The organism is Allokutzneria multivorans (assembly GCF_039537405.1).
GTDB classification, from domain to species: Bacteria; Actinomycetota; Actinomycetes; order Mycobacteriales; family Pseudonocardiaceae; genus Allokutzneria; species Allokutzneria multivorans.
On the sequence record NZ_BAABAL010000016.1, the window covers coordinates 214,236 to 234,188 of the forward strand.

19 protein-coding genes and 1 tRNA gene are annotated in these 19,953 nt (G+C 69.0%); 10 read left to right on the forward strand and 10 right to left on the reverse strand.

Going from position 1 to position 19,953, the window contains the following annotated elements; translation table 11 throughout:
• The first annotated feature begins 145 nt into the window (after positions 1-145).
• A complete protein-coding gene (locus ABD798_RS19995) occupies positions 146-3,610 on the forward strand; it encodes a LamG-like jellyroll fold domain-containing protein (RefSeq protein WP_344876990.1) in 3,465 nt (1,154 codons plus the stop codon).
• Positions 3,611-3,822: 212 nt separating this feature from the next.
• Here the strand turns inward: ABD798_RS19995 and ABD798_RS20000 are convergent, their stop codons facing one another.
• Positions 3,823-5,055 (reverse strand): HNH endonuclease signature motif containing protein, encoded by a 1,233-nt coding sequence (locus ABD798_RS20000; RefSeq protein ID WP_344876992.1) that lies wholly within the window; start codon positions 5,053-5,055, stop codon positions 3,823-3,825.
• Between the two features lie 650 nt (positions 5,056-5,705).
• Here ABD798_RS20000 and ABD798_RS20005 point away from each other — a divergent pair.
• Positions 5,706-6,680, forward strand: coding sequence for a threonine ammonia-lyase (locus tag ABD798_RS20005; protein WP_344876994.1), 975 nt, complete (start codon positions 5,706-5,708; stop codon positions 6,678-6,680).
• Here the strand turns inward: ABD798_RS20005 and ABD798_RS20010 are convergent.
• From ABD798_RS20010 to ABD798_RS20030, 5 genes are read right to left on the reverse strand one after another with little or no spacing between them, the layout of a single operon-like run.
• Positions 6,658-7,155, reverse strand: coding sequence for a hypothetical protein (locus ABD798_RS20010; protein WP_344876995.1), 498 nt, complete (start codon positions 7,153-7,155; stop codon positions 6,658-6,660). The two genes, ABD798_RS20005 and ABD798_RS20010, sit on opposite strands and share 23 nt — an antisense overlap.
• Before the next feature lie 54 nt (positions 7,156-7,209).
• Entirely contained in the window at positions 7,210-7,341 is a 132-nt protein-coding gene (locus ABD798_RS20015; RefSeq protein WP_344876997.1) for a hypothetical protein, read from the reverse strand.
• 1 nt (position 7,342) lies between these two features.
• Positions 7,343-7,894 (reverse strand): hypothetical protein, encoded by a 552-nt coding sequence (locus tag ABD798_RS20020; protein WP_344876999.1) that lies wholly within the window; start codon positions 7,892-7,894, stop codon positions 7,343-7,345.
• Positions 7,866-8,363, reverse strand: a complete 498-nt coding sequence (locus tag ABD798_RS20025; protein WP_344877001.1) for a hypothetical protein — start codon at positions 8,361-8,363, stop codon at positions 7,866-7,868. The genes ABD798_RS20020 and ABD798_RS20025 overlap by 29 nt, the downstream gene beginning before the upstream one ends.
• The gene (locus ABD798_RS20030) at positions 8,363-9,061 is read right to left on the reverse strand and encodes a hypothetical protein (RefSeq protein WP_344877003.1); all 699 of its coding nucleotides are present in this window, start codon (positions 9,059-9,061) and stop codon (positions 8,363-8,365) included. The genes ABD798_RS20025 and ABD798_RS20030 overlap by 1 nt, the downstream gene beginning before the upstream one ends.
• 54 nt (positions 9,062-9,115) lie before the next feature.
• On the opposite strand from ABD798_RS20030, the gene ABD798_RS20035 reads away from it, so the two are divergent.
• The gene (locus tag ABD798_RS20035) at positions 9,116-9,601 is read left to right on the forward strand and encodes a MauE/DoxX family redox-associated membrane protein (RefSeq protein ID WP_344877004.1); all 486 of its coding nucleotides are present in this window, start codon (positions 9,116-9,118) and stop codon (positions 9,599-9,601) included.
• Here ABD798_RS20035 and selB read toward each other — a convergent pair.
• The 3 genes from selB to ABD798_RS20050 all read right to left on the reverse strand — a co-directional run bounded on the left by selB (position 9,549) and on the right by ABD798_RS20050 (position 12,633).
• Complete coding sequence (gene selB, locus ABD798_RS20040) at positions 9,549-11,237, reverse strand: selenocysteine-specific translation elongation factor (protein ID WP_344877006.1); 1,689 nt, start codon at positions 11,235-11,237, stop codon at positions 9,549-9,551. The two genes, ABD798_RS20035 and selB, sit on opposite strands and share 53 nt — an antisense overlap.
• Complete coding sequence (selA, locus tag ABD798_RS20045; RefSeq protein ID WP_425549248.1) at positions 11,237-12,472, reverse strand: L-seryl-tRNA(Sec) selenium transferase; 1,236 nt, start codon at positions 12,470-12,472, stop codon at positions 11,237-11,239. The genes selB and selA overlap by 1 nt, the downstream gene beginning before the upstream one ends.
• A gap of 66 nt (positions 12,473-12,538) precedes the next feature.
• Positions 12,539-12,633, reverse strand: a tRNA-Sec gene (locus tag ABD798_RS20050).
• A 32-nt stretch (positions 12,634-12,665) separates the two neighbouring features.
• Here ABD798_RS20050 and selD point away from each other — a divergent pair.
• The 7 genes from selD (at position 12,666) to ABD798_RS20085 (ending at position 18,653) form a co-directional block, all read left to right on the forward strand.
• Positions 12,666-13,658 (forward strand): selenide, water dikinase SelD, encoded by a 993-nt coding sequence (gene selD, locus ABD798_RS20055; RefSeq protein ID WP_344877010.1) that lies wholly within the window; start codon positions 12,666-12,668, stop codon positions 13,656-13,658.
• A 73-nt stretch (positions 13,659-13,731) separates the two neighbouring features.
• Positions 13,732-14,664 carry an ABC transporter ATP-binding protein gene (locus ABD798_RS20060; RefSeq protein WP_344877012.1) on the forward strand — a complete coding sequence of 311 codons (933 nt, stop codon included), beginning with the start codon at positions 13,732-13,734 and terminating at the stop codon, positions 14,662-14,664.
• On the forward strand, positions 14,651-15,502 hold the full coding sequence (locus ABD798_RS20065; protein ID WP_344877013.1) for a hypothetical protein: 852 nt from the start codon (positions 14,651-14,653) through the stop codon (positions 15,500-15,502). Before ABD798_RS20060 ends, ABD798_RS20065 begins: the two co-directional genes overlap by 14 nt.
• Positions 15,499-16,416 carry an ABC transporter ATP-binding protein gene (locus tag ABD798_RS20070; protein WP_344877015.1) on the forward strand — a complete coding sequence of 306 codons (918 nt, stop codon included), beginning with the start codon at positions 15,499-15,501 and terminating at the stop codon, positions 16,414-16,416. The genes ABD798_RS20065 and ABD798_RS20070 overlap by 4 nt, the downstream gene beginning before the upstream one ends.
• 5 nt (positions 16,417-16,421) lie before the next feature.
• On the forward strand, positions 16,422-17,126 hold the full coding sequence (locus ABD798_RS20075) for an ABC transporter permease (RefSeq protein ID WP_344877017.1): 705 nt from the start codon (positions 16,422-16,424) through the stop codon (positions 17,124-17,126).
• A 161-nt stretch (positions 17,127-17,287) separates the two neighbouring features.
• A complete protein-coding gene (locus ABD798_RS20080; protein ID WP_344877019.1) occupies positions 17,288-17,692 on the forward strand; it encodes an SsgA family sporulation/cell division regulator in 405 nt (134 codons plus the stop codon).
• Between the two features lie 13 nt (positions 17,693-17,705).
• Entirely contained in the window at positions 17,706-18,653 is a 948-nt protein-coding gene (locus ABD798_RS20085) for a nucleoside hydrolase (RefSeq protein WP_344877021.1), read from the forward strand.
• Here ABD798_RS20085 and ABD798_RS20090 read toward each other — a convergent pair.
• Positions 18,599-19,903: a S41 family peptidase gene (locus ABD798_RS20090; protein ID WP_344877023.1), complete on the reverse strand. Its 1,305-nt coding sequence runs from the start codon at positions 19,901-19,903 to the stop codon at positions 18,599-18,601. The genes ABD798_RS20085 and ABD798_RS20090 overlap by 55 nt on opposite strands.
• Positions 19,904-19,953 lie beyond the last annotated feature (50 nt).

A 19,953-nucleotide genomic window follows, 5' to 3' on the forward strand; every position in this document is an offset into this window, starting at 1 on the left:
GCTGACCTGCGAAAAGTCAAGTGGATCACCGGACCGGGTGGAGTCACTTGGTGCGATTTGCTCGAATTTGCGCCCCGTGTTAGATCTGGCGGGAAACCGGGATTCCTCGGTGGATGGAGTTCTCGCCAGAGCGCTGGGGGAATGAATGCGAGTGGTTTTCGGCGCCGTTCGGGCACTGGTTGTCGGGGGAGTGGTGTCGCTGGTGTGCGCGAGCACTCCGGCGTGGTCCGATCCGCAGCCCCGGCAGGGCAACCCGCCGGGGACGCTGTCGCAGGACTACGTGGACCGCGTCAACGACGCGCTGCGGAGCAACCGGGACGAGTGGGGGGACGCGCTGCTCGCGCGGCCGAACGGCCCGACGCTGGAGGCGATGCGGCCGTTGCTGCAACCCGCCAACACCATCGGCAGCCTCACCGAGAGCGGCTTCCACTACCTCCCGCTGACCTACCCGCGCCCGGTCGCGGGCACCTGGCAGGCCAAGCGCGCGTTCTCCCTGCACGTGGCCGACGGCAGCACCCTGCTGACGAACTGGGCGAAGGGCTGGAACAGCCCGCAGAGCGTGTCCTTCCTCGTCGGCCAGGACGGCACCGAGGTCTACGGCAGCAACCAGGCGCGGTTGAACACCCCGGCGCTCGCGGACGGCTTCCTGCCCGTGCTGGAGAACACTTACACCGACGGCACTGGCGCGAAGGTCGAACGGACCTCGTTCGTGCACCGGATCGGCGGTGACGACGGGCCGCTGGTGAGCCACGTGAAGCTCACCGTGACACCGCAGAAGGGCAAGGCCACCAAGGTCGCGCTCGCGCTGGACACCGCCGACGTGCGCGACGTCGACGCCGAGGACGGCCGCCTGGTCCGCGACGGCAAGACCTACGCGGCGTTCAGCCCCGGCGGCAGCTGGGACTCGCCGCGGCTGACCTACCGCGTCGCGGCGGGCAAGCAGCAGAGCTTCTACTTCGTGGTGGCCAACCAGCCCAGCGACCTGGGCGGGGTCGGCGCCGACGTGGCGGGCTTCGACGCCGCGCTGGCGAAGGTCAGCGCCTACTGGAAGAGAACGCTCACCGAGGGCGCGGAGGTGAAGGTCCCTGAGGGCTACGCCAACGACGCGCTGAAGAGCATGGTGCTGCAGAACCTGGTGATGAGCTACCAGCAGAGCATCGGCAACGGCTACGAGTCCACCGACGCCGTCTTCGCGTTCGTGCCCGAGGTCGCGCTGTCGATCCGCGCGCTCGGCCTGACCGGGCAGTTCACCGCCTACCGCGAGAGCTTGCAGGAGCTGCTGCGCCGAGGCCAGGGGTCGGAGTACTTCCCCAACTGGGAGAAGGGGATCAAGCTCCAGGAGGCCGCGAACTACCAGCTGCTGACCGGTGACTGGAGCTTCCTGGACGCGAACCTGCCGCTGTTCACCGGCTACCTGGACGATTTCACCGCGCAGCGCGCGAAGGACCCCAACGGCCTGCTCGCCAAGCAGCGCTACGGCACCGACGTGGACGGCCTGATCTACGGGCTGCACCACCAGGCGCAGGGCTGGCGTGGCATGCGGGACTTCGGCGTCGCGCTGCGCCAGATCGGCCAGACCGAGTTGGCCGACCGCGTCGCGGCCGAGGCCGAGAGCTTCCACGCGGCGCTGACCAAGGCGATCAGGGCTTCGCAGCACAAGCTCTCCGACGGCACGCTGTTCGTGCCGATGTCGTTGCTGGACCCCAATGCCGAGAAGCCGTACGACTCGCTGACCCGGAGTTGGGACGGCAGCTACTGGAACATCACCATCCCGTTCATCCTGTCGACGGGGATCTTCGCGCCGGGCAGCCCCGAGGCGAAGGGCATCCGCGACTACGTGCTCAAGCACGGCGGGCGCTTCCTCGGCCTGACCCGGTTCAACCTCAGCACGATCGATCCCGGCACGTGCTACTCCGGCAGCGTCGGCGCTTTCCCGCTGAACGCGCCCGGCTACAAGAGCAGCGGCTTCGACGAGCAGTACGGCTTCGGCTGGTCGAAGTTCCTGTCCGACAACCACGACCGCGACCTGCTGGCGTTGCAGTTCTACGGCAAGCTCGCGCACGACCTCACGCCCGGCACGTTCATCGGCGGCGAGGGAGCGACGATCGCGCCGTGCCCGGAGATGGGCGAGTACTACCGCAGCCAGTTCTTCCCGCCGTTGTCGGCGAACAACGCCACCTACGTGCAGACCATGCGGTCGCTGCTGGTGACCGAGGACAACGGTCCCGACGGCACGCCGAAGCGGCTCAACGTCATGCCAAGCGCGCCGCGCGAGTGGCTGCTCAACGGCAAGACCACGTCGGTCGAGCGACTGCCCAGCATGTTCGGTCCGGTGTCGTTCTCCGTCACCTCGAACCTGGCGCAGGGCAACGTCACCGCGACCGTGACCCCGCCGCCGGTGAGGGCCGGGCAGCCCGCGGCTTCGGATCTCGTGCTGGCGCTGCGCCCGCCCGCCGGTCACAAGCTGGTGTCCGCGACGGTGAACGGCGCTTCCGCGAAGGTCGACGCGGCGAAGTCCACCGTGGACCTGGGCGCCCTGCGCTCGACCGCCATCGTGCGCGCCGAGTACCAGGCCGTTCCCGTCGAGGACCCCGACCAGGCTCGGCCGACCGCGCTTTCCGCTGACCGCAAGCTCTTCCGCCCCGGCGAGGCAGTTCGCCTGTCCGGCAGTGTCGAGGCGCTCGGCTCCGCCACTGTGCGCGGCAAGGTTTCCGTGACCGCGCCGAACGGCTGGACCGTCGAGAAGACCGCTTCCGATTTCGCCGTCCCCAGCGATGGCGTGATCCGCGGCCAGGCCTTCACCGCCGGGTTGACCGTTCCGGCTTCGACGACGCCGGGCGACTACGACATCACGGTCACCACGACTCCGGATTCCGGCAAGCCGCGCTCGCACAAGCTGCCCGTCCGCGTCGCCGTTCCGTCCACAAAGGACTACGCGACCTTGGTCAAGGACGCCAAGCCGATCACGTACTGGCGCATGGACGACACCGGCGTCAACGTCTCCGATGTGTCGCCGAACAACGTCAACGGCTTGTACCAGGGTGGTGCGCTGCACGGTGAACCCGGTGCCATTGAAGGGGATCAGAACACTTCGGCGCGGCTGATCGGCGGCTTCGTCGAGGTCCCGAACGCGCGGCCCTTCAGTTCTGTCGGCGCTTACACCCACGAGGCGTGGATCAAGGTCACCGCCGCCGTGCCGCAGAGCTTGATCGAGAAGTACGACTCCCCGGGGCATCGCGGTTTCGTGCTCCGCCTCGGCGCGGGCAACAAGCTGTACGCGGAGATCCTGGGCGCCCCGGGCCAGCCGATCACCGAGGTCACCGGCACCACCACCGTGACCCCCGGCGAGTGGCACCACGTCGCCGTGACCTTCAACGGCAGCAAGCTCGCCGTCCACCTCGACGGCCGTGTCGACGCCGAGGTCAAGTCCGCCACGCCCCAGCTCGCGGGCGACTCCAGCCTCAAGATCGGTGCTCGGGGCGACGACCTCAACCAGCGCTTGTCCGGCTGGGTGGACGAGGTCGCGCTCTACGACCGCGAGCTGTCGCAGCGTGAGATCGACTCGCACTACGTGAAGGGCAAGCTCGGAAATCCGTTCGGAAATCCGTGAGGATCGGGGCCCCGGGTCGGCTGATTCCCTGCGTGGGGTCGGCTTGACCTGGGGCCCCTCGCGCGTGCCGAGAAGGACGCCAGGGAGAGGACCCATGTCCTTCCCCGCCTGGGGAAGCGTATGGCACGCGCACCCCAGGTAAAGCCTCGGTTCCGTTGCGCCCCTTACCTTCCAGCCTGCTGCGCGCACGTCAAATACACCTCCCCTCTCGGTTATGCGGTCATTCGCGGATCGACCCTGATGTTGCGCATCGGTTTCTGCTCGGGGTCCACCCACGTCGGCGGAATGAAGTCCGGCCGCCCATCCTCTCCGAAGACGATCTTCCAGTCTTCTTGGTGGATCACGTGATGGTGGTGCGAGCACAACAACGTCATGTTGTTCAAGTCGGTCGGCCCGCGATGCTCTACCCAGTGCAACACATGATGGGCTTCCGTCCACGCCGGTGGCCGGTCGCATCCGGGGAAGGCGCATCCCTTGTCCCGCACCGCCAACGCCCGTCGCAGAGGTGGGGGTGCGGTGCGGGCGGAGCGCCCGTAGTCCAGGGGGATGCTCTCGCCGTTCAACACCACCGGGATCAGCTCAGCATCGCAAGCAAGCTGTCGGATCAGTGAGGCGGTGGCTTCACCGTCCCAGTCGGTGTACCCCGAGCGAAGCTTCTCCTCCAAGTAGTCCAGCCGCATGGTCACGACCATCTGCGGCCGAACACCACCACTGGCCGGGAGATCATGGGTGGCCATCGCAACCGCGACCAACTCACACAACCCGTCGGCATACCGCTGCTCCACCGTCCGAGGATCTTGCTCGCCGTTGGTCGGCCGGGGTTTCGACACCGCATGCAACGCTTCCTCGAAGATCGCGCCCTCGATCGGCGGCAGACACCCGTTGAAGAACAACGACCCGTGCTGATCCTTGCCCATCCGAAACGACCGCGCCTCCACAGCCTTCTGCTCGTCCTTGAACGCGCCTACTTGATCGAAGTGGGAGCGAACCCGCTTCCCTGCTTGCGCCAACTCACGCGCGGTCAACTCAGGCGCGTACTCAAGCAGGATCTCTTCAGCCTCATCAGCCGCATCAGCGGGAATGTTCTTGATGACATCGGCGATGACCGCCGCGTGATCCCCACTGATCTCACCCGCGTACAGGGCGTCCTTCGTGGAAGGCACGCCGGGCAGGTCTTCTACGAGCAGCGAGCGTCGCTTCGCTTCCGCCGGAGAAATCTTCAAGTGCGACCGCAACAGCGTCGCCAAATTCCGACACCCTTGCGCAGTGTGCAGACCACGATCCTCCGCATACTCAGCAGCGTCAACCTTCGCTGCGGTCACCAGATTCGTGAGGGTCTCCAGCTCGACCAGGAACGCGAGATGCTCCTTCTCCGACAACGTGTAGACGTCGTGTGATTCGAGATGATCTACCAAAAGAGACTTCACGGCCGTGATATCCAACATGATTCACCCCCTCACTCGTTGGCTACCTCTAATTTTAGCAACTCCTCCGACAGCGTCAAATCCGTTGCAGGCTAAGGAGAAACGGAACTGTCAGCCGTCGGCGAAACCGGGTCGGCTTTACCTGGGGTGCGCGTGCCATACGCTTGTCAGCGTGGCCGGGATTCATCCCGTGCCCGTCCGGCCCACTACGGCACGCGCAAGGGGCCCCAGGTCAAGCCGACCCCCACGCTGGAACCACCACGCCACACGCACCCCACCGCTACTGATGCCGGTGCCACCTGAAACCCCAGCTGTCCCCGACCTGGAAGCGCAGCCGTACCCCGCTGGAAAGAGCTAAGAGCTCCAGCCTTCCCCCAGCCGGAAGCCCAGCCGTCCCCGGGCTGGAAGCGCAGCCGGTGCAAGCCGGAAGTTCAGCCGTTCCCGGGCTGGAAGCGCAGCCGGTGCAAGCCGGAAGTTCAGCCGTTCCCGGGCTGGAAGCGCAGCCGGTGCAAGCCGGAAGTCCAGCCGTCCCCCAGCTGGAACCCCAGCCGGTGCAAGCCGGAACCCCAGCCGTCCCCGACCAGGAACCCCAGCCGTCCCCGACCCAGAACCCCAGCCGCCCACAACCCGAAACCCCAACCAACCAACCGAAAGCCCCCTAAACTCACCCAGTGCCGCAAACACGCCTCAGCACCGCACGCATCCGCGCAGCCCACAAAGCCATCAACCCGCTCTTCCGAAACACCCCGCTCTACCCCTGCGAACCCCTCGGACAACACCTCGGCTGCACCCTCAACATCAAGCTCGAAACCGCCAACCCGGTCCGCTGCTTCAAAGGGCGAGGCACCGAAATCGTCGCCAGCCACCTCGACGACACCAACGCCAAGGACGTCGTCTGCGCCAGCGCGGGCAACCTGGGCCAAGCCCTCGCCTGGTCCGGCCGCGCACGCAACCTCAACGTCACGGTCGTGGCCTCGCGCAGCGCCCCCGCGACGAAGCTCGACCGCATCCGCGCGCTCGACGCCACGCTGGAGCTGGTGGACGGCGACATCGAGATGGCGCGCGAGCGGGCGGTGGACATCGCACGGCACAACGGGATTCGCCTCGTCGAGGACAGCTTGGACATCGAGACGTGCGAGGGCGCGGCGACGATCGGCCTGGAGCTGGTGGAAAGCGCACAACCCATCGACACGGTCCTCATCGCGCTCGGCGGCGGGGCGATGGCGACCGGGGTCGGGCACGTGGTGAAGGAGCTGGCGCCGCACGTCGAGGTCGTGTGCGTGCAGCCGCTGGGCGCTCCGGCGATGACGCGTTCGTGGCGCGAGAAGCGCGTGATCAACACGGACTCGATCAACACGATCGCGGACGGCGTGGCGGGGCGGCGGCCGATTCCTGAGGTGCTGGAGGATCTTCTCCTGGTCGCGGACGACGCGGTGCTGGTGAAGGAGGAGTCGATCGTTCAGGGGATGCGGATGCTGTTCGACCACGCGGGGCTCGTCGTCGAACCCTCGGCCGCACTGGGCGTCGCGGCGATCCTCGAAGACCGCGAGCGCTTCGCGAACAAGAGCGTGGCGACGATCGTGTGCGGCGGCAACGTGAACATGGACGCCTACCACCAGTGGGTCATGGCAGGAAGAACAGGCTGAGCACGAACGCCGCGCTCAGAAGCCCGGTCAGCAACCGCGAGTGTCGCAGCCACTCAGCGTCCCAAACGCCGGAGTAGCGGACGTTGGACGTGGTCATCAACCCACGCCCGAGTCCGAAACCGACACCAGCGCACACCGCGAGAGGCCACGACGCGAAGAGCAGCACGGCGAGGCCGCCGATGTACGGGAGCCCGCTGGGCAGGTAGGTCCGCATGGCGGTGCCCATCTCGATGCCGAACTGGAGCGGGCCGAGATGCCTGCCGAGCCGGAAAACGCTCTCGGGCACGAGCCGCCGGTTCTCCGGCAGCGCGAACGACAGCACGTCGAATTCGCGCAGCAGCACGGGAACCAGGGCCGCCGCCACGATCGTCCAGCGGGCAGCGTCAGGCAGTGGCGCGCGGATCAGGGACCCGACGACGACCAGCCCCATGCCCGTCAGCACACCGCCGACGACGAGACCGGCGCAGAACGCCACTACAGGTGAACCTCGCCGGACCGGCGAGCTCAGCACGGATGCCGAGTTCTTGCTTCAAGTGCTGCCGCTGGTGGCGAAGCCCGCCGCCGCGCCCATGAGCAGCCACATCGACGGCGGCCACCACACCGCGCCGGCGATCACCGCGAGCACGATGCCCACGGCGACCGTCAGCGGGTGCCAGCGCATGTCAGACGACGGCTCGGCAGATCGTCAGGTAGGTCTGCCCGGTGTGCCCGCCGCCCCAGAACGTGGTGAAGCCGTCGGAACAGCGGTAGACGATCCCGTCCGGCGTGGTCCACTTCCACGCGTTCTTCGTGGTCGTCGTGCCACAAGCGGTCGAGGTCGGCGCGTGGTCGGCCTGGACGCCGTTGTCGTTCCAGGTCCCGTACTTGTGCCAGCCGCCGTCGCAGAAGTTGCTGCCGCGCCACGCACCGTTGAAGCACGCGCCGTAGGTGTTCACGTGCGCTCCGCTGGTGTCGCCCTTTTCCTCGTAGCCAACGGGATAGGCGTCCTTGCAGTCGTTGCGGTCCCACCCGTGCATGCCGTACTTGCCGGTCTCCGCTCGCGCCGCGCGTGGCCAGACCAGCGCCGATGCGCCGAGGGTGACCGCGCCGAGCGCCATCGCCTTGAGCACGGTCCGCCGCGCGCCGGTGATCCGCAACCCGGACAGCGCGCGGGACGGCGCCGCCGAGGCCGGAGCCTGGTCGTGGTCAGGAATCTCGTTGAGCGTCAACGACACCGAGCGTCCCCTTCTTCTCGATCCAGCCGTCGAGCTCCTCGACGCGCACGGGCAATGTCATCTTCCGCACGGCACCGCCGCCGTCCACGTGCATCAGCACCGGCGGCGACAGGTGCGAGATCGCGCGCCAAGCCTCACGGTCACTGATGATCTCAAGACCGACGCCGCCCCACACCGAGGGGGATTCGTGCGTCAGCACCACAGCCTGCGGCGCGCGCGAAGCCAGCTCCTCCACGACGACCCGGCACAGCGGGCAGCCGGAGTCCACCGCCGCGACGATCGGCCGCTCGGCGCCATCGGCGAAAGCGCCGCCGAGCACGACATCTGGCTCAGCGGCGGCGAAACCGTCGGGGTTGCGCATCACGATCGCGCGCAGCATCCGGACCTCGCGCATGGTCGCGACGAGCCCGAGGAACAGCACGACGATCGCAGCCCACGTGATCAAGTAGAACGCCAGTTCGGCAGACATCAGCTCGCATCCCGCCAGGACACGGCGATCCCGTTGAGCCAGTCGAGCCGATCCTGCTCGGTGGTCGCGGCCGACTCGGTCAGGTGCACCTCCGCCAGGCCCTTCGGACAGCCGAGGATGAACGCGTGCCCGCGCGCGGCTCCAGGGTAGTTCGCCTTCCACACCTCGCCGTGCGCCGTCGGAGCGCCCGCGTGCCTCGGCACGAGCACACTGGCCTGGCGCGGCCCGGGGATGGACAGCGAGCCGTAGTCCTTCACCACCACGACGACCTGCTCAGCCATGGTGTCCAGCAAGGTCTCCGAGCGCGGCCGGACGACCATGCCGCCGATCTTGTCGGTGATCAGCAGCGAGTTGAACAGCGAGAACACGCGATCGCGCTGCGGAGCCGGACCGGCGAAGACGGTCATCAGCTCGTGGTAGGCGCCGATCAGCGTCGCCACCGAGGACTCGCCGTCGTTCGCCTCCGCGACGAGCACTTCGCGTCCGTGCACCACGAGCCGCTCGCGCAGCTTCGCCGGGGCGACGTGGGCGCACGCGAAGTCGTGGTAGCCGCGCGGTCCGATCTGGAACCCGGTCCCGTAGGAGCCACCGGCGAAGCGCACGCCCGTGACCACGCTCGACACCGGCGCCGTGCCCGGCAGGGCCACTCTCACCCGGCCGCCGCTCGGCGAGATCAGGTCTAACTGCTGTTCAGCCACGTCGCGCTTATCGATCACCGGCTGTGAGCCGTTACCTGCGCTACGTTGCCGCACGTGCTCCCCGCGCTGACCACTGCCGTAGCCGCTGCCGCCGCCGTCCTGCTGCTGTTCGCGGGGGCCGGGCACGCCCGCGACCGGCTCCGCCTGCGAGGCGTCCTGCGCGTCCAGGCCCTGCTGCCACGCCGCGCGTGGGGGCCGGTGTCCACGGCGCTCGGCCCGGTCGAGATCGTGGTGGGCCTGGCAGCGCTCGTGGGCTACGCACAGGCCCAAGCCGCCCTCTACGCGGTCTTCGCCGTCTACCTGACGATCTTGCGAAGCCGCAGGTCCAGCGCGCCGTGCGGCTGCCTGGGCGCCGACGAGCCCGCGACCTGGGTCTCCGTGCTCCGCGCCGTCGTCGCCGCTGCCGCGTCCGCGTTCGCGCCGGTGGAGATGGAGCTGACCGTGCGAGCGCTCTGCGTGGCGGGCGGCTTCGTGCTCGCCATGATCGTCATTCTGGCTTCGTTGTCACCGCGTGACGAGAGCCGTCCAGGCGCTCGGTGACGCCCGCGCGGTTGAGGCTTTCGAGCAGCGGCACGGCGACCCGCCGCGTGGTGCCGAGCGCTTGACGCGCCTGGCTCGCGGTGAACGGCTGCTCCAACCGCGCGAGGACGCGCTGCGCCAGCCCGAGGGCTTCCGGCAGGAGCACGACCCCTTCCGCGATCTTGACCAGCCGCCCCGCGCGCACGGCCGCCGCGAGTTCCTTCTGCCCCAACTTGAGTTCTGCCAGCCGATGCGCGTCCGGCGCGGCGAACGGCGCCGCCCGCAGCTCACGCGTCAGCGTCGCCAGCGCGGCTTCGACACGAGCCGGGAGGGAGGCCGCCCCGGTTCGCTGAAGCCGCCCACCGACCACGAACAACCCAGCCTCGGTCGCCAGGTCTCCGATGAGCGCGGCAGGCATGTTCAGCCGCTGAAGTGCCACCGTCACCGGCATTCCAGGGTCGAGCGGCGGCCAACCGTCCACTTCGGACTTGAGCCGGGTCACCAAACCCGCCCAGTGCTCCGGATCAGCCCGCCACTCCGGCCCGTCGTGCGGCAACCCCATCGCGCGCAAGCGGTCTCGGTGCACGAACTTCCTCTGCCGCACTTGAAGTTCGAGCGGCGACGCCAGCTCGGCAGCTCGCGCTCGCGCAGCTCCGCGCCGAGTCAACGCCGGAGGATCGAGGTCGGCAACCGAAGCCCCGACAATCTCCGAGCCGCGCAACAACACCCGATCACCGATCCGCAACGGCAACGCGCGCGACAACGTGAGTCGAGCAGCATCTGTCCCCAGTGGACGGACGCGCGCGGGAACCGCCGCCGAGCCGACGTGCAGCACCACCTGAGCCGGAAGCTCAGACGCCAGAACGTCCACAGTGGAGCTGAGCAACCACCGGTTCGGCGTGAGCAACGCGTCGCCACGACGAACAGAATCACGATCCACTCCACGCAGGCTCACCGCGACCCTGGCAACCGCCTCAACCGGATCTTCCTTGCGCCCCAACGACTGGAGCCCGCGCACAACGACCGGAGAACCGTTCAACATCAGCTCGTCGCCCACGCTCAACGTCCCGCCCGCGAGCGTGCCCGTGACCACCGTGCCCGCCCCCGCCACGCTGAACGAGCGGTCCACCCACAAACGCACATCGGCGGCCACGTCCGGAGCAGGGATCTCCAAGCCGCACAAGGTGGAACGCAGTTCATCCAGCCCAGCACCCGTAGCGCCGCTCACCACGACGTGTGTGATCCCAGCGAGCGAGGTGGCCGCCAGACGCGCCCGCGCTTCCGCCAACGCGGGCTCAGCGGAGGCCAGGTCGGCGCGCGTGATCACCAGGACTCCGTGCTCGATGCCAAGCGCGTCCAAGGCGGCCAGGTGCTCGGTGGACTGCGGCATCCAGCCCTCGTCGGCGGCCACCACGAACATCACCGCGGGCACCGGGCCGACGCCGGAGAGCATGTTCGGCACGAACCTGTGATGCCCCGGCACATCCACGAACGCGAGCGACGAGCCGTCCGCCAGCGTGGTCCACGCGAAGCCGAGGTCGATGGTCAGCCCGCGCCGCCGCTCCTCCGCCCAGCGATCCGGCTCCATCCCGGTCAGCGCCCTGACCAGGGTGGACTTGCCGTGGTCGACGTGTCCGGCGGTGGCGATGACCCGCATCAGCCCAGAACCGCGCGCAGCAGCAGCTCATCGTCGGACGGGAGAACCGTGCGCAAGTCGAGCAGGCAACGCCCGCGCTCGATCCGGCCGACTACAGCGATCTCGCCCAACCGCAAGGATTCCGCGTACTCCACGGGCAGGCTCACGGCGGCCGACGGCAGCTCGACGCCCGGCGCTCCGCCTCCACCCACCGCCGCCACGCAGTACACGGCCTCGGCGCCCGGCACCTCCGCCGCCAACACGCAGGCCCGGTCGAAGAGCGAATCGACGGAAGCCTCAAGTGCCTGGCGCACAGGGGGAAGCGGCCCGCGCAGGGTTGCTTCAAGGGCCGCCAGCGTGAGCTTGTCGACGCGCAACGCCCGAGCCGCCGGGTGACGACGAAGCCGCTCCACCAGGTCCGCATCGCCGAGCAGAAGTCCCGCCTGCGGGCCGCCGAGGAGCTTGTCCCCGCTCGCGGTCACGAGGTCCGCCCCAGCGCGCAGAGCCGTCGCCGCGTCGGGCTCGTCGGGCAGCAGCGGGTGCGGCGCGAGCAAGCCGGAGCCGATGTCGACCACGACGGGAACGCCGAGGCTCTTCAAGGCAACAATGTCCACAGTGGACGTGAAGCCGGTGACCTGGAAGTTGGACGGGTGCACCTTCAGGATGAAGCCCGTCGAGGGCCCGACGGCGTCCGCGTAGTCGTGCAGGTGCACGCGATTGGTCGTGCCGACCTCGTGCAACCGCGCGCCGGCGGAGCGCAGCAGCTCCGGGATGCGGAAGCCGTCGCCGATCTCCACCAGCTCTCCGCGACTGATGACGATCTCCCGACCCGCCGCGAAAGCCAACGCGCACAACAGCAAAGCCGCCGCGTTGTTGTTGACGACGTGCACTCCGCCAGCGTCAGGAACCGCCGAAGCCAAAGCGGCGAGCGCACTCCGACCGCGCCGCGCCCGTGCCCCGGTCGCAAGGTCGAACTCGACGTCCGTGGTGCCCGAAGCGGCGTCGACAGCGGCGCGCGCGGCGGGGGACAGGGGAGCGCGGCCGAGGTTGGTGTGCACCACGACACCGGTCGCGTTGATCACGCGGCGAGGCCCGGTCGGCAGTGCCGCCGCAACCTCGGAAGCCACGTCGGACGGCGCGATCTCTCCGGCCCGAGCGCGTTGCTGCGCGGCCACGATCGCCGCCTTCACAGTCGCGGTGCCGTGCACGCGCGCGGCGTCGGAAAAGGCGGCGAGGAGGGCGTCAGTGCGCGGGATCAGCCGCCGAGGATCGGCTGCGGGGTCGTCACCGAGCCGCCGTGGACCGGTCACGACCAACCCCGGTGGCGGAGGTGGACGGGAATCGAACCCGCCAGCGACAGGTACTGCCGCTCAACGGTTTTGAAGACCGCGCCGGTCACCAGACCGGATACACCTCCCTCAGCCACCACCCTGACACGATAACGGGGTGATGACCCCACGCCTCACGCAGTACGCCCACGGCGGCGGATGCGCTTGCAAAATCCCGCCCGGCGAGCTGGAGAGCATCGTCGCCGGACTCACCGGAGCGGCGCCCAAGGACCCCGTCGGCGACCTGCTCGTCGGCCTGGACACCGGCGACGACGCGGCAGTGGTCGGAGTGCGACCTGACCTCGCGCTCGTTGCCACGGCGGACTTCTTCACCCCGGTGGTCGACGATCCCTACGACTGGGGCCGGATCGCCGCCGCCAACGCGCTCTCCGACGTCTACGCCATGGGAGGCAAGCCGGTCGTCGCGGTGAACCTGCTCGGCTGGCCCCGGGAGGTGCTGCCGATGGAGCTTGCCGCCGAGGTCCTGCGCGGCGGACGCGATGTCGCCGCCAGCGCCGGGTGCCACGTCGCGGGCGGGCACAGCGTCGACGATCCGGAGCCCAAGTACGGCATGGCCGTGACCGGAATCGTCGACCCCGCAAAGACTTTGCGCAACGACACGGGGCGCGCGGGCGTGCCGCTGTCGCTCACCAAGCCGCTGGGCATCGGCGTGCTCAACACCCGCCACAAGGCCACCGGCGAGGTCTTCCCGCAGGCGGTCGAGGCGATGAGCACGCTCAACCGCGAGGCATCTGCTGCGGCCATCGCCGCAGGGATCACCTGTGCCACCGACATCACCGGCTTCGGCCTGCTCGGCCACCTCTACAAGCTGGTGCGCGCCAGCGGGGTCAGCGCGATCATCGACTCCGCCGCCGTTCCGTACCTGGACGGCGCGCGCGAGGCCCTGCGCGACGGCTTCGTCAGCGGGGGCAGCCGCCGCAACCTGGACTGGGTGCGCCCGCACGTCGATCTGTCCACAGTGGAGGAGTCGGAGGCGCTGTTGCTGACAGACTCTCAGACTTCTGGTGGTCTACTGGTAGCGGGCGAGGTGCCGGGCGGAATCGTGGTCGGAGAGCTTGTGCCGCAAGGGAATCACGCCATCGTGCTGAAATAGCGCAACCCCCTAGGGGTGTTCCCAGGGGCGCGCCGGATGTCGGCCGTCGGTGGTCCGCCGTAGTGTGCACGACGTGACACTCATCGAGAGCGAGTCGCTCGAAAAACGGTACGGCGGCGGGACACTCGCCCTCGCCGACCTCACGGTGAGCATCGAGCCCGGCGTTGTCGGGCTGGTCGGTGCGAACGGGGCGGGGAAGAGCACGCTGATCAAGCTGGCTCTGGGGTTGATCGCACCGACAGCGGGGCGGATCAGGGTGCTGGGGCTGGACCCCCTCACCGACGTCGAACAGGTGCGGTCGCAGGTGGGCTACATGCCCGAGCACGACTGCCTGCCACCGGACATGACGGCGGCCGAGTTCGTGACGCACATGGGCCGCATGTCCGGGCTGCCCGCCGCGACCGCGCGGGAGCGGGCCTCGGAGACGCTGCGCCACGTCGGCCTCTACGAGGAGCGCTACCGGGCGATCGGCGGCTACTCCACGGGCATGAAGCAGCGCGTGAAGCTCGCGCAGGCGCTCGTGCACGACCCGGAGCTGCTGCTGCTGGACGAGCCGACCAACGGCCTGGACCCGGAGGGCCGCCAGGCCATGCTCGGCCTGGTGCAGCGCATCGGCACCGAGTTCGGCATCTCCGTGGTGGTCTGCTCGCACCTGCTCGGCGAGATCGAGCGGATCTGCACCTCGCTCGTGGCGATCGAGGGCGGCCGGTTGCTGCGCTCGGACTCGCTGTCGGCGATGACGCAGCAGAGCGGCGTCCTCGCGGTCGAGGTGGACGAGCGCGCCGACGAGCTGGTGGCGCGCTTGACCGCCGCCGGGCTCGACGTCCGCGTGCAGGGCAGGGAACTGCTGGTGCGCTTCGACGACGACCTGACCTACGACGTGATCCGGGACGCCGTGGTGGACCTGGACGTCTCGCTGCACCGGCTGGAGCAGCGCCGCCACCAGGTCGCGGACCTCTTCCGCGACCCCGCTCCGGGATCGGAGGTCAGCCATGGCAGGTCCTGAGGGTGTCATTCACGACATCGGGTACCAGCGCTACCAGGGCCACCGGCTCGGCAGGCGCTACGCGATGTGGTCGCTGTACGTGCACAGCCTGCGCACGGCCTTCGGCCTCGGCCGCGGCTTCAAGGCGAAGGTGCTGCCCTGGACGCTGACCGCGGCCTCCGGCATCGCCGGGCTGGTGATCATGATCGTCAGCACGCAGACCGGCCTCCAGCTGGTGGGCTACGTCGACCTGGTCGGCAACCTCACCTACGTGGCGATCATTCTGCTCGCCGTCGTCGCGCCGGAGCTGGTCTCCCGCGACATCGGCAACAGCGTGATGCCGCTGTACCTGGCCCGGCCGCTCAGCAGCGCCGACTACGCGCTGTCCAAGCTCGCCGCGCTGATCTCCTCGGTGGCGCTCGCGCTCGGCCCGGCGATGGTGATCATGTTCGCCGGCAACGCCTTCTCCACCAAGACCGGGATGACCGGCGTGCTCGACCACGCGGGCCAGTTCGGCCAGGGCATGGCCGCCGTCGCGATCCACTCGGTGGTGCTGGCCGCGCTCGCGCTTCCGCTGGCCTCGCTCTCCGGGCGGCGGATCTTCGCCTCCACCCTCGTGCTCGCGCTGTTCCTGATCACCGCCCCGATCGCGGAGGGTCTCGCCGAGCTGAGCCGCACGCCCGAGCTGCCCGGCATGATCTCGCCGACGAACCTGGTGCAGGGCGTGGACAACTGGCTGCTGGGTGGCGCCAACCACGCCGTCGGCGTGTGGGGACCGATGCACGGCGTGGTGACGCTGTTCGTCACCTGCGCGGCTGTCGGCCTGCTCCTGCTGAGGTATCGGAAGGTGTCGGTGTGAGCACGAACATGATCGAGCTGACTTCCGTCTCGCGGTGGTACGGCAACGTGGTCGCCGTCAACGACGTGACGCTGACGATCGGCCCCGGCGTGACCGGCCTGCTCGGCCCCAACGGCGCGGGCAAGACCACCGTGCTGCACATGATGGCCGGGTTCCTCGCGCCCTCGCAGGGCACCGTGCTGGTCAACGGCACGCCGAGCTGGCGCAACCCCGAGGTCTACCGCTCGCTCGGCCTGGTCACCGAGCGCGAGAGCGTGCCCGGCTACCTGACCGCGTGGGAGTTCGTGCACGCCAGCGCGGTGCTGCACAAGCTGCCCGACGCCAAGGCCGCCGCGCGCAGGGCCATCGACCTCGTCGAGATGGGCGATGCGATGGACCGGCGCATCTCCACCTACTCCAAGGGGATGCGGCAGCGGACCAGGGTCGCCGCGGCGCTGGTGCACGACCCCTCGGTGCTGCTGCTGGACGAGCCGTTCAACGGCATGGACCCCCGGCAGCGCATGCACATGATGGACCTGCTGCACCGGATGGCGGGGGAGGGCAGGACCATCCTGTTCAGCTCGCACATCCTGGAGGAGGTCGAGCGGCTCTCCGGGACCGTGCAGGTGATCGTCTCCGGGCGGCTGGCCGCCTCCGGCGACTACCGGCACATCCGGCGGCTGATGACCAACCGCCCGCACGAGTTCGTCATCTCCTCCTCCGACGACCGCAGGCTGGCCGCCGCGCTGATGGGCCTGCCGTCGGTGTCCGGGGTGGAGCTGGGCACGGCCGGGTTGCAGGTGCGCGCCAACGACTTCGGCGGCTTCACCCGCGAGCTGGCCAAGGTGGCGAAGGCGCAGGACATCCGCCTGGCGCAGCTGCTGCCCTCGGACGAGTCCCTGGAACGCGTCTTCTCCTACCTGGTGGCGTCATGAACCTCATGATCATTCGAATCACCCTCCGGGCGTTGCTCGGCAGGCGCAGGGCGCTGTTGCTGCTGCCGATCCCGGTGCTGCTGATCGGGCTCACCGCCTTCGCGGGCTCCAGCAACGTCCCGGTGGAGCGCTGGGCGCCGATGCTGCTCAACGGCATGGGCCTCGGCGTGCTGCTGCCGCTGACCGCGCTGATCGTCGGCAGCAGCGCGCTCGGTCTGGAGATCGAGGACGGCACGATCACCCACATCCTCACCAAACCGCTGCCGCGCCGGGAGATCATCCTCTCCAAGCTCGTGGTGGCGTGGCTGGTGACGACGGTGGCCGCCGGGGTGCCGCTCGGCGCCGCCGGGATCATCGCGGACTCCACCCGGCTCGGCTGGGGGCTCTTCGCCGGGGCCGCTGTCGGGGCGCTCGCGTACTCGGCGCTGTTCCTGGCGCTGAGCGTGGTCACGCGGCGGCCGGTGATCATCGGGATGAGCTACATCCTGATCTGGGAGAACCTGCTCGGCGCCTACGTCGACGGCACCAAGGTGCTCAGCGTGCGCCAGTTCTCCAGCACGATCACCGACACGGTCACCGGCGAACTGATCCTGAAGAGCACGCTGTCGGTCACGACGGCGTTGGTGATGGCCGGGGTTTTCGTCATCCTCGCCACCGTGGCCGCGACGCACCGCCTGCGCTCGTTCTCGCTGGCAGGAGACACGAACTAGCCGCCAGTCATCGGTCGATGACGGAAGGTGGCCCCGCTCGCGACTGTGAGCGGGGCCGCTTTTTGTCACGATCGGGTGTGACGTGGCCCGAACCGCGTCAGAGCCCGGCGGCCTCGGACGTCTACTCCTCGAAGCCGCCAGGAACGGACGAGGGAGTTGGCATGGAGCACGACGAGATCCGCACCACCACGATGTTCAACCTGCTGCTCGCCCCCGCCGTCACGGTCGAGGTCGAGCTGGCGTACTCCACCCGCGACCCCTACGCGATCCGCATGCTGTTCAACCCGGCGCGTGGCAAGAGCGTCGAGTGGCTGCTGGCCCGCGACCTGCTCGCGGACGGCCTGCTCGGCGAGGCCGGTGAGGGCGACGTCCGGCTGTGGCCGATCGCAGGCCCGATGAACCTGGTGGAGATCGAGTTCAGCACGCCCGCCGGTCAGGCCCGCTTCGGCGCCGACGCCGAGGTGCTCGCCGACTTCCTCAACGACAGCTACCTGCTGGTGCCCTCCAGCGAGGAGGAGCTGTGGTTCGACTTCGACGAGGAGCTGGCCCTGCTGGGCGAGGTCTGACGATAATCGCCGGGTGAGCCGCGCGATCTACTTCGACCACGACGGGGCGCTCGACGATCTGCTGTCGCTGGCGCTGTTGACCCGGTACCGGGGAATCGCGTTGAAGGGCGTCACGGTGACTCCCGCCGACTGCCTCATCGGCCCGGCCGTCTCGGCCACCCGCAAGATCCTGGACGTGGCGGGCGCCCATGAGGTGCCCGTCGCCGAGGGCGTGCTCACCGGTCCCAACCCGTTCCCGTTGGAGTGGCGGGTCGACGCCCTCCGCGCGGACGCGTTACCGGTGCTCAACCAGCGCGATCCGCGGACCCTCGTGTCCGAGCTGCCCGCGCACGAGCAGCTCGCCCAGTGGCTGCTCGCCGCGCCGGAACCCGTGACACTGCTGATGATCGGGCCGTTGACCAACCTCGCGTGGTGCCTCGACGAGCACCCCGCCGTGGAGGCCAAGATCGCCGAACTCGTGTTCATGGGCGGCGCCATCGACGTGGTCGGCAACGTCGACGAGCCCGGGCACGACGGCAGCGCGGAGTGGAACGTCTACTGGGACCCGGGCGCGGCGCACCGCGTGTTCGCCTCGCGCATCCCGATCACCCTGTTCCCCTTGGACGCCACCGACCAGGTGCCGATCACGCCCGAGTTCGCGCAGTCCTTCGGCCGCACCTACGGCGCTCCGCTCGGCGATCTCGCCGGGTCGCTGCTCGCGATGACCTTCGGCTGCTTCGAGACCTCCGGCTTCGCGTACTGCTGCTGGGACAGCCTCACCACCTCCTACCTCGCCGAGCCCGAGCTGTGCGAGTTCGAGGACGTGCGCTGCGAAGTGCTGACCACCGGCCCCAGCCAAGGCCGCACCGTGCGCTCCGACACGGGCCGCGTGGTCAAGTGCGCCAGGAAGGTCGACGTCGAGGGCTTCTACCGCCACTGCTTGGAGACGTTGACCGCAACGCCGGAGTTCTCCACGCAGTGACCGTTGCGGTCGTAGGTGAGCACCGTGCTGACGTTGAGCGTCCATCCCGGCAGCAACCGCACCACACGCGGACGCCCGCTCCCGCCGCCGCTGGGCTCGCCAATCACCGTGACGTGCTCAAGTCCCTGTAGCCCCAACAGGAAGTCCTCGCTCGCGGAGTACGTCATCGCGTCCGTGAGCACCGTCAGCCTCTTGTTCCACCGCACCCCGTCCGACGGCGTGGCGACCATGGGGATGTGGTCGGTCAGCTCGCCGTCGATGCAGTAGCGCACCGAGCCGAGCACGGTTTCCTCGCGCAGGAAACGATCCCGCGTCGCTGTCGCCAGCACCACGTTGCCGCCGACGTTCCCGCGCAGGTCCAACGTCAGTTCCTCGTGGTCTTTCTTGAACACCTCGTCCAGTGCTTCCGAGATCCCGGCGTTGGGAACCCACTGCTTGATCCTGAGGTAGCCGTCCTCGCGCCAGGTCACGACGTCACCGAAGGGCATCCCCGTCGGCTTCTCCGTCCACGTCGCCTCTTCGCCGTTCGGCCCGAAAGCACGCCATTCCCGGCTTTCCGTCGCGGAGAGCAGCCTCCGGCCGATCATGAACGGGAGCATGTGCGGTGACGCTCCCGTGCGCCGCGCGATGTCCTCCTCGTCCGGCGCGTCCAGCCGCCAACCCGCGCGCACTCCGGCTCCCCACGCCGCGCTGCCTTCGGGAACATCCGTGAACGTCCTCCGATTTGCCTTGTAGGGCAAGGAAACTGGGCGTGGACTGCGATGCACTGCCGTGTGCGCGTCTCCGAGCTTCGCCACCCACTCCTGGCACACCGCGAAGGGATCTTCCGCCGCGAGGACCTTCGGCGCGTAGTGCTCGCACAGCTTGTCCCAGTCGATCTTGCGCAGCGCCATCGCCGGGTAGCTGAAGCGGATCTCGTCGGTGATGCGCTGGACGACCTCTTCGAGGTCCACGGCGTCCACCGCGTAGGTGTCCTTCCCCGTGCGCAACCACGTGTGGCGCAGGCTGAAGGTCTCCCACATCTCTTCGTGGGCGCGGCCCACCGATTCGATGAGATCGCCGTCGCGGCGCAGCACGGCCGGACCGTCGTGCTCGGGGTCGACCCGGCAGAGCCACCGCGCGCCCGCGCCGGGGTCCTTGCGCACCAAGCGGACCGGGGTGTCCAGCTCGTGTTCGAGGGTCGCCAGCGAGTCGGCGAGCAGTCGTGCTCGGTCGTCGAACTCCGCGCCCTCGGGCCACACGAGATCCATGGCCCTGACACTACGGTTACTGCGGCACGTAGTCGTTCGAGTACGCTCCG

Coding starts and splice junctions, on each gene's coding strand:
- ABD798_RS19995 (WP_344876990.1), top strand. CDS start 146: ATGCGAGTGGTTTTCGGCGCCGTTCGGGCACTGGTTGTCGGGGGAGTG.
- ABD798_RS20000 (WP_344876992.1), bottom strand. CDS start 5,055: ATGTTGGATATCACGGCCGTGAAGTCTCTTTTGGTAGATCATCTCGAA.
- ABD798_RS20015 (WP_344876997.1), bottom strand. CDS start 7,341: ATGCGCTGGCACCCGCTGACGGTCGCCGTGGGCATCGTGCTCGCGGTG.
- ABD798_RS20025 (WP_344877001.1), bottom strand. CDS start 8,363: ATGTCTGCCGAACTGGCGTTCTACTTGATCACGTGGGCTGCGATCGTC.
- selB (WP_344877006.1), bottom strand. CDS start 11,237: ATGCGGGTCATCGCCACCGCCGGACACGTCGACCACGGCAAGTCCACC.
- selD (WP_344877010.1), top strand. CDS start 12,666: ATGACCCCACGCCTCACGCAGTACGCCCACGGCGGCGGATGCGCTTGC.
- ABD798_RS20065 (WP_344877013.1), top strand. CDS start 14,651: ATGGCAGGTCCTGAGGGTGTCATTCACGACATCGGGTACCAGCGCTAC.
- ABD798_RS20075 (WP_344877017.1), top strand. CDS start 16,422: ATGATCATTCGAATCACCCTCCGGGCGTTGCTCGGCAGGCGCAGGGCG.
- ABD798_RS20080 (WP_344877019.1), top strand. CDS start 17,288: ATGGAGCACGACGAGATCCGCACCACCACGATGTTCAACCTGCTGCTC.
- ABD798_RS20090 (WP_344877023.1), bottom strand. CDS start 19,903: ATGGATCTCGTGTGGCCCGAGGGCGCGGAGTTCGACGACCGAGCACGA.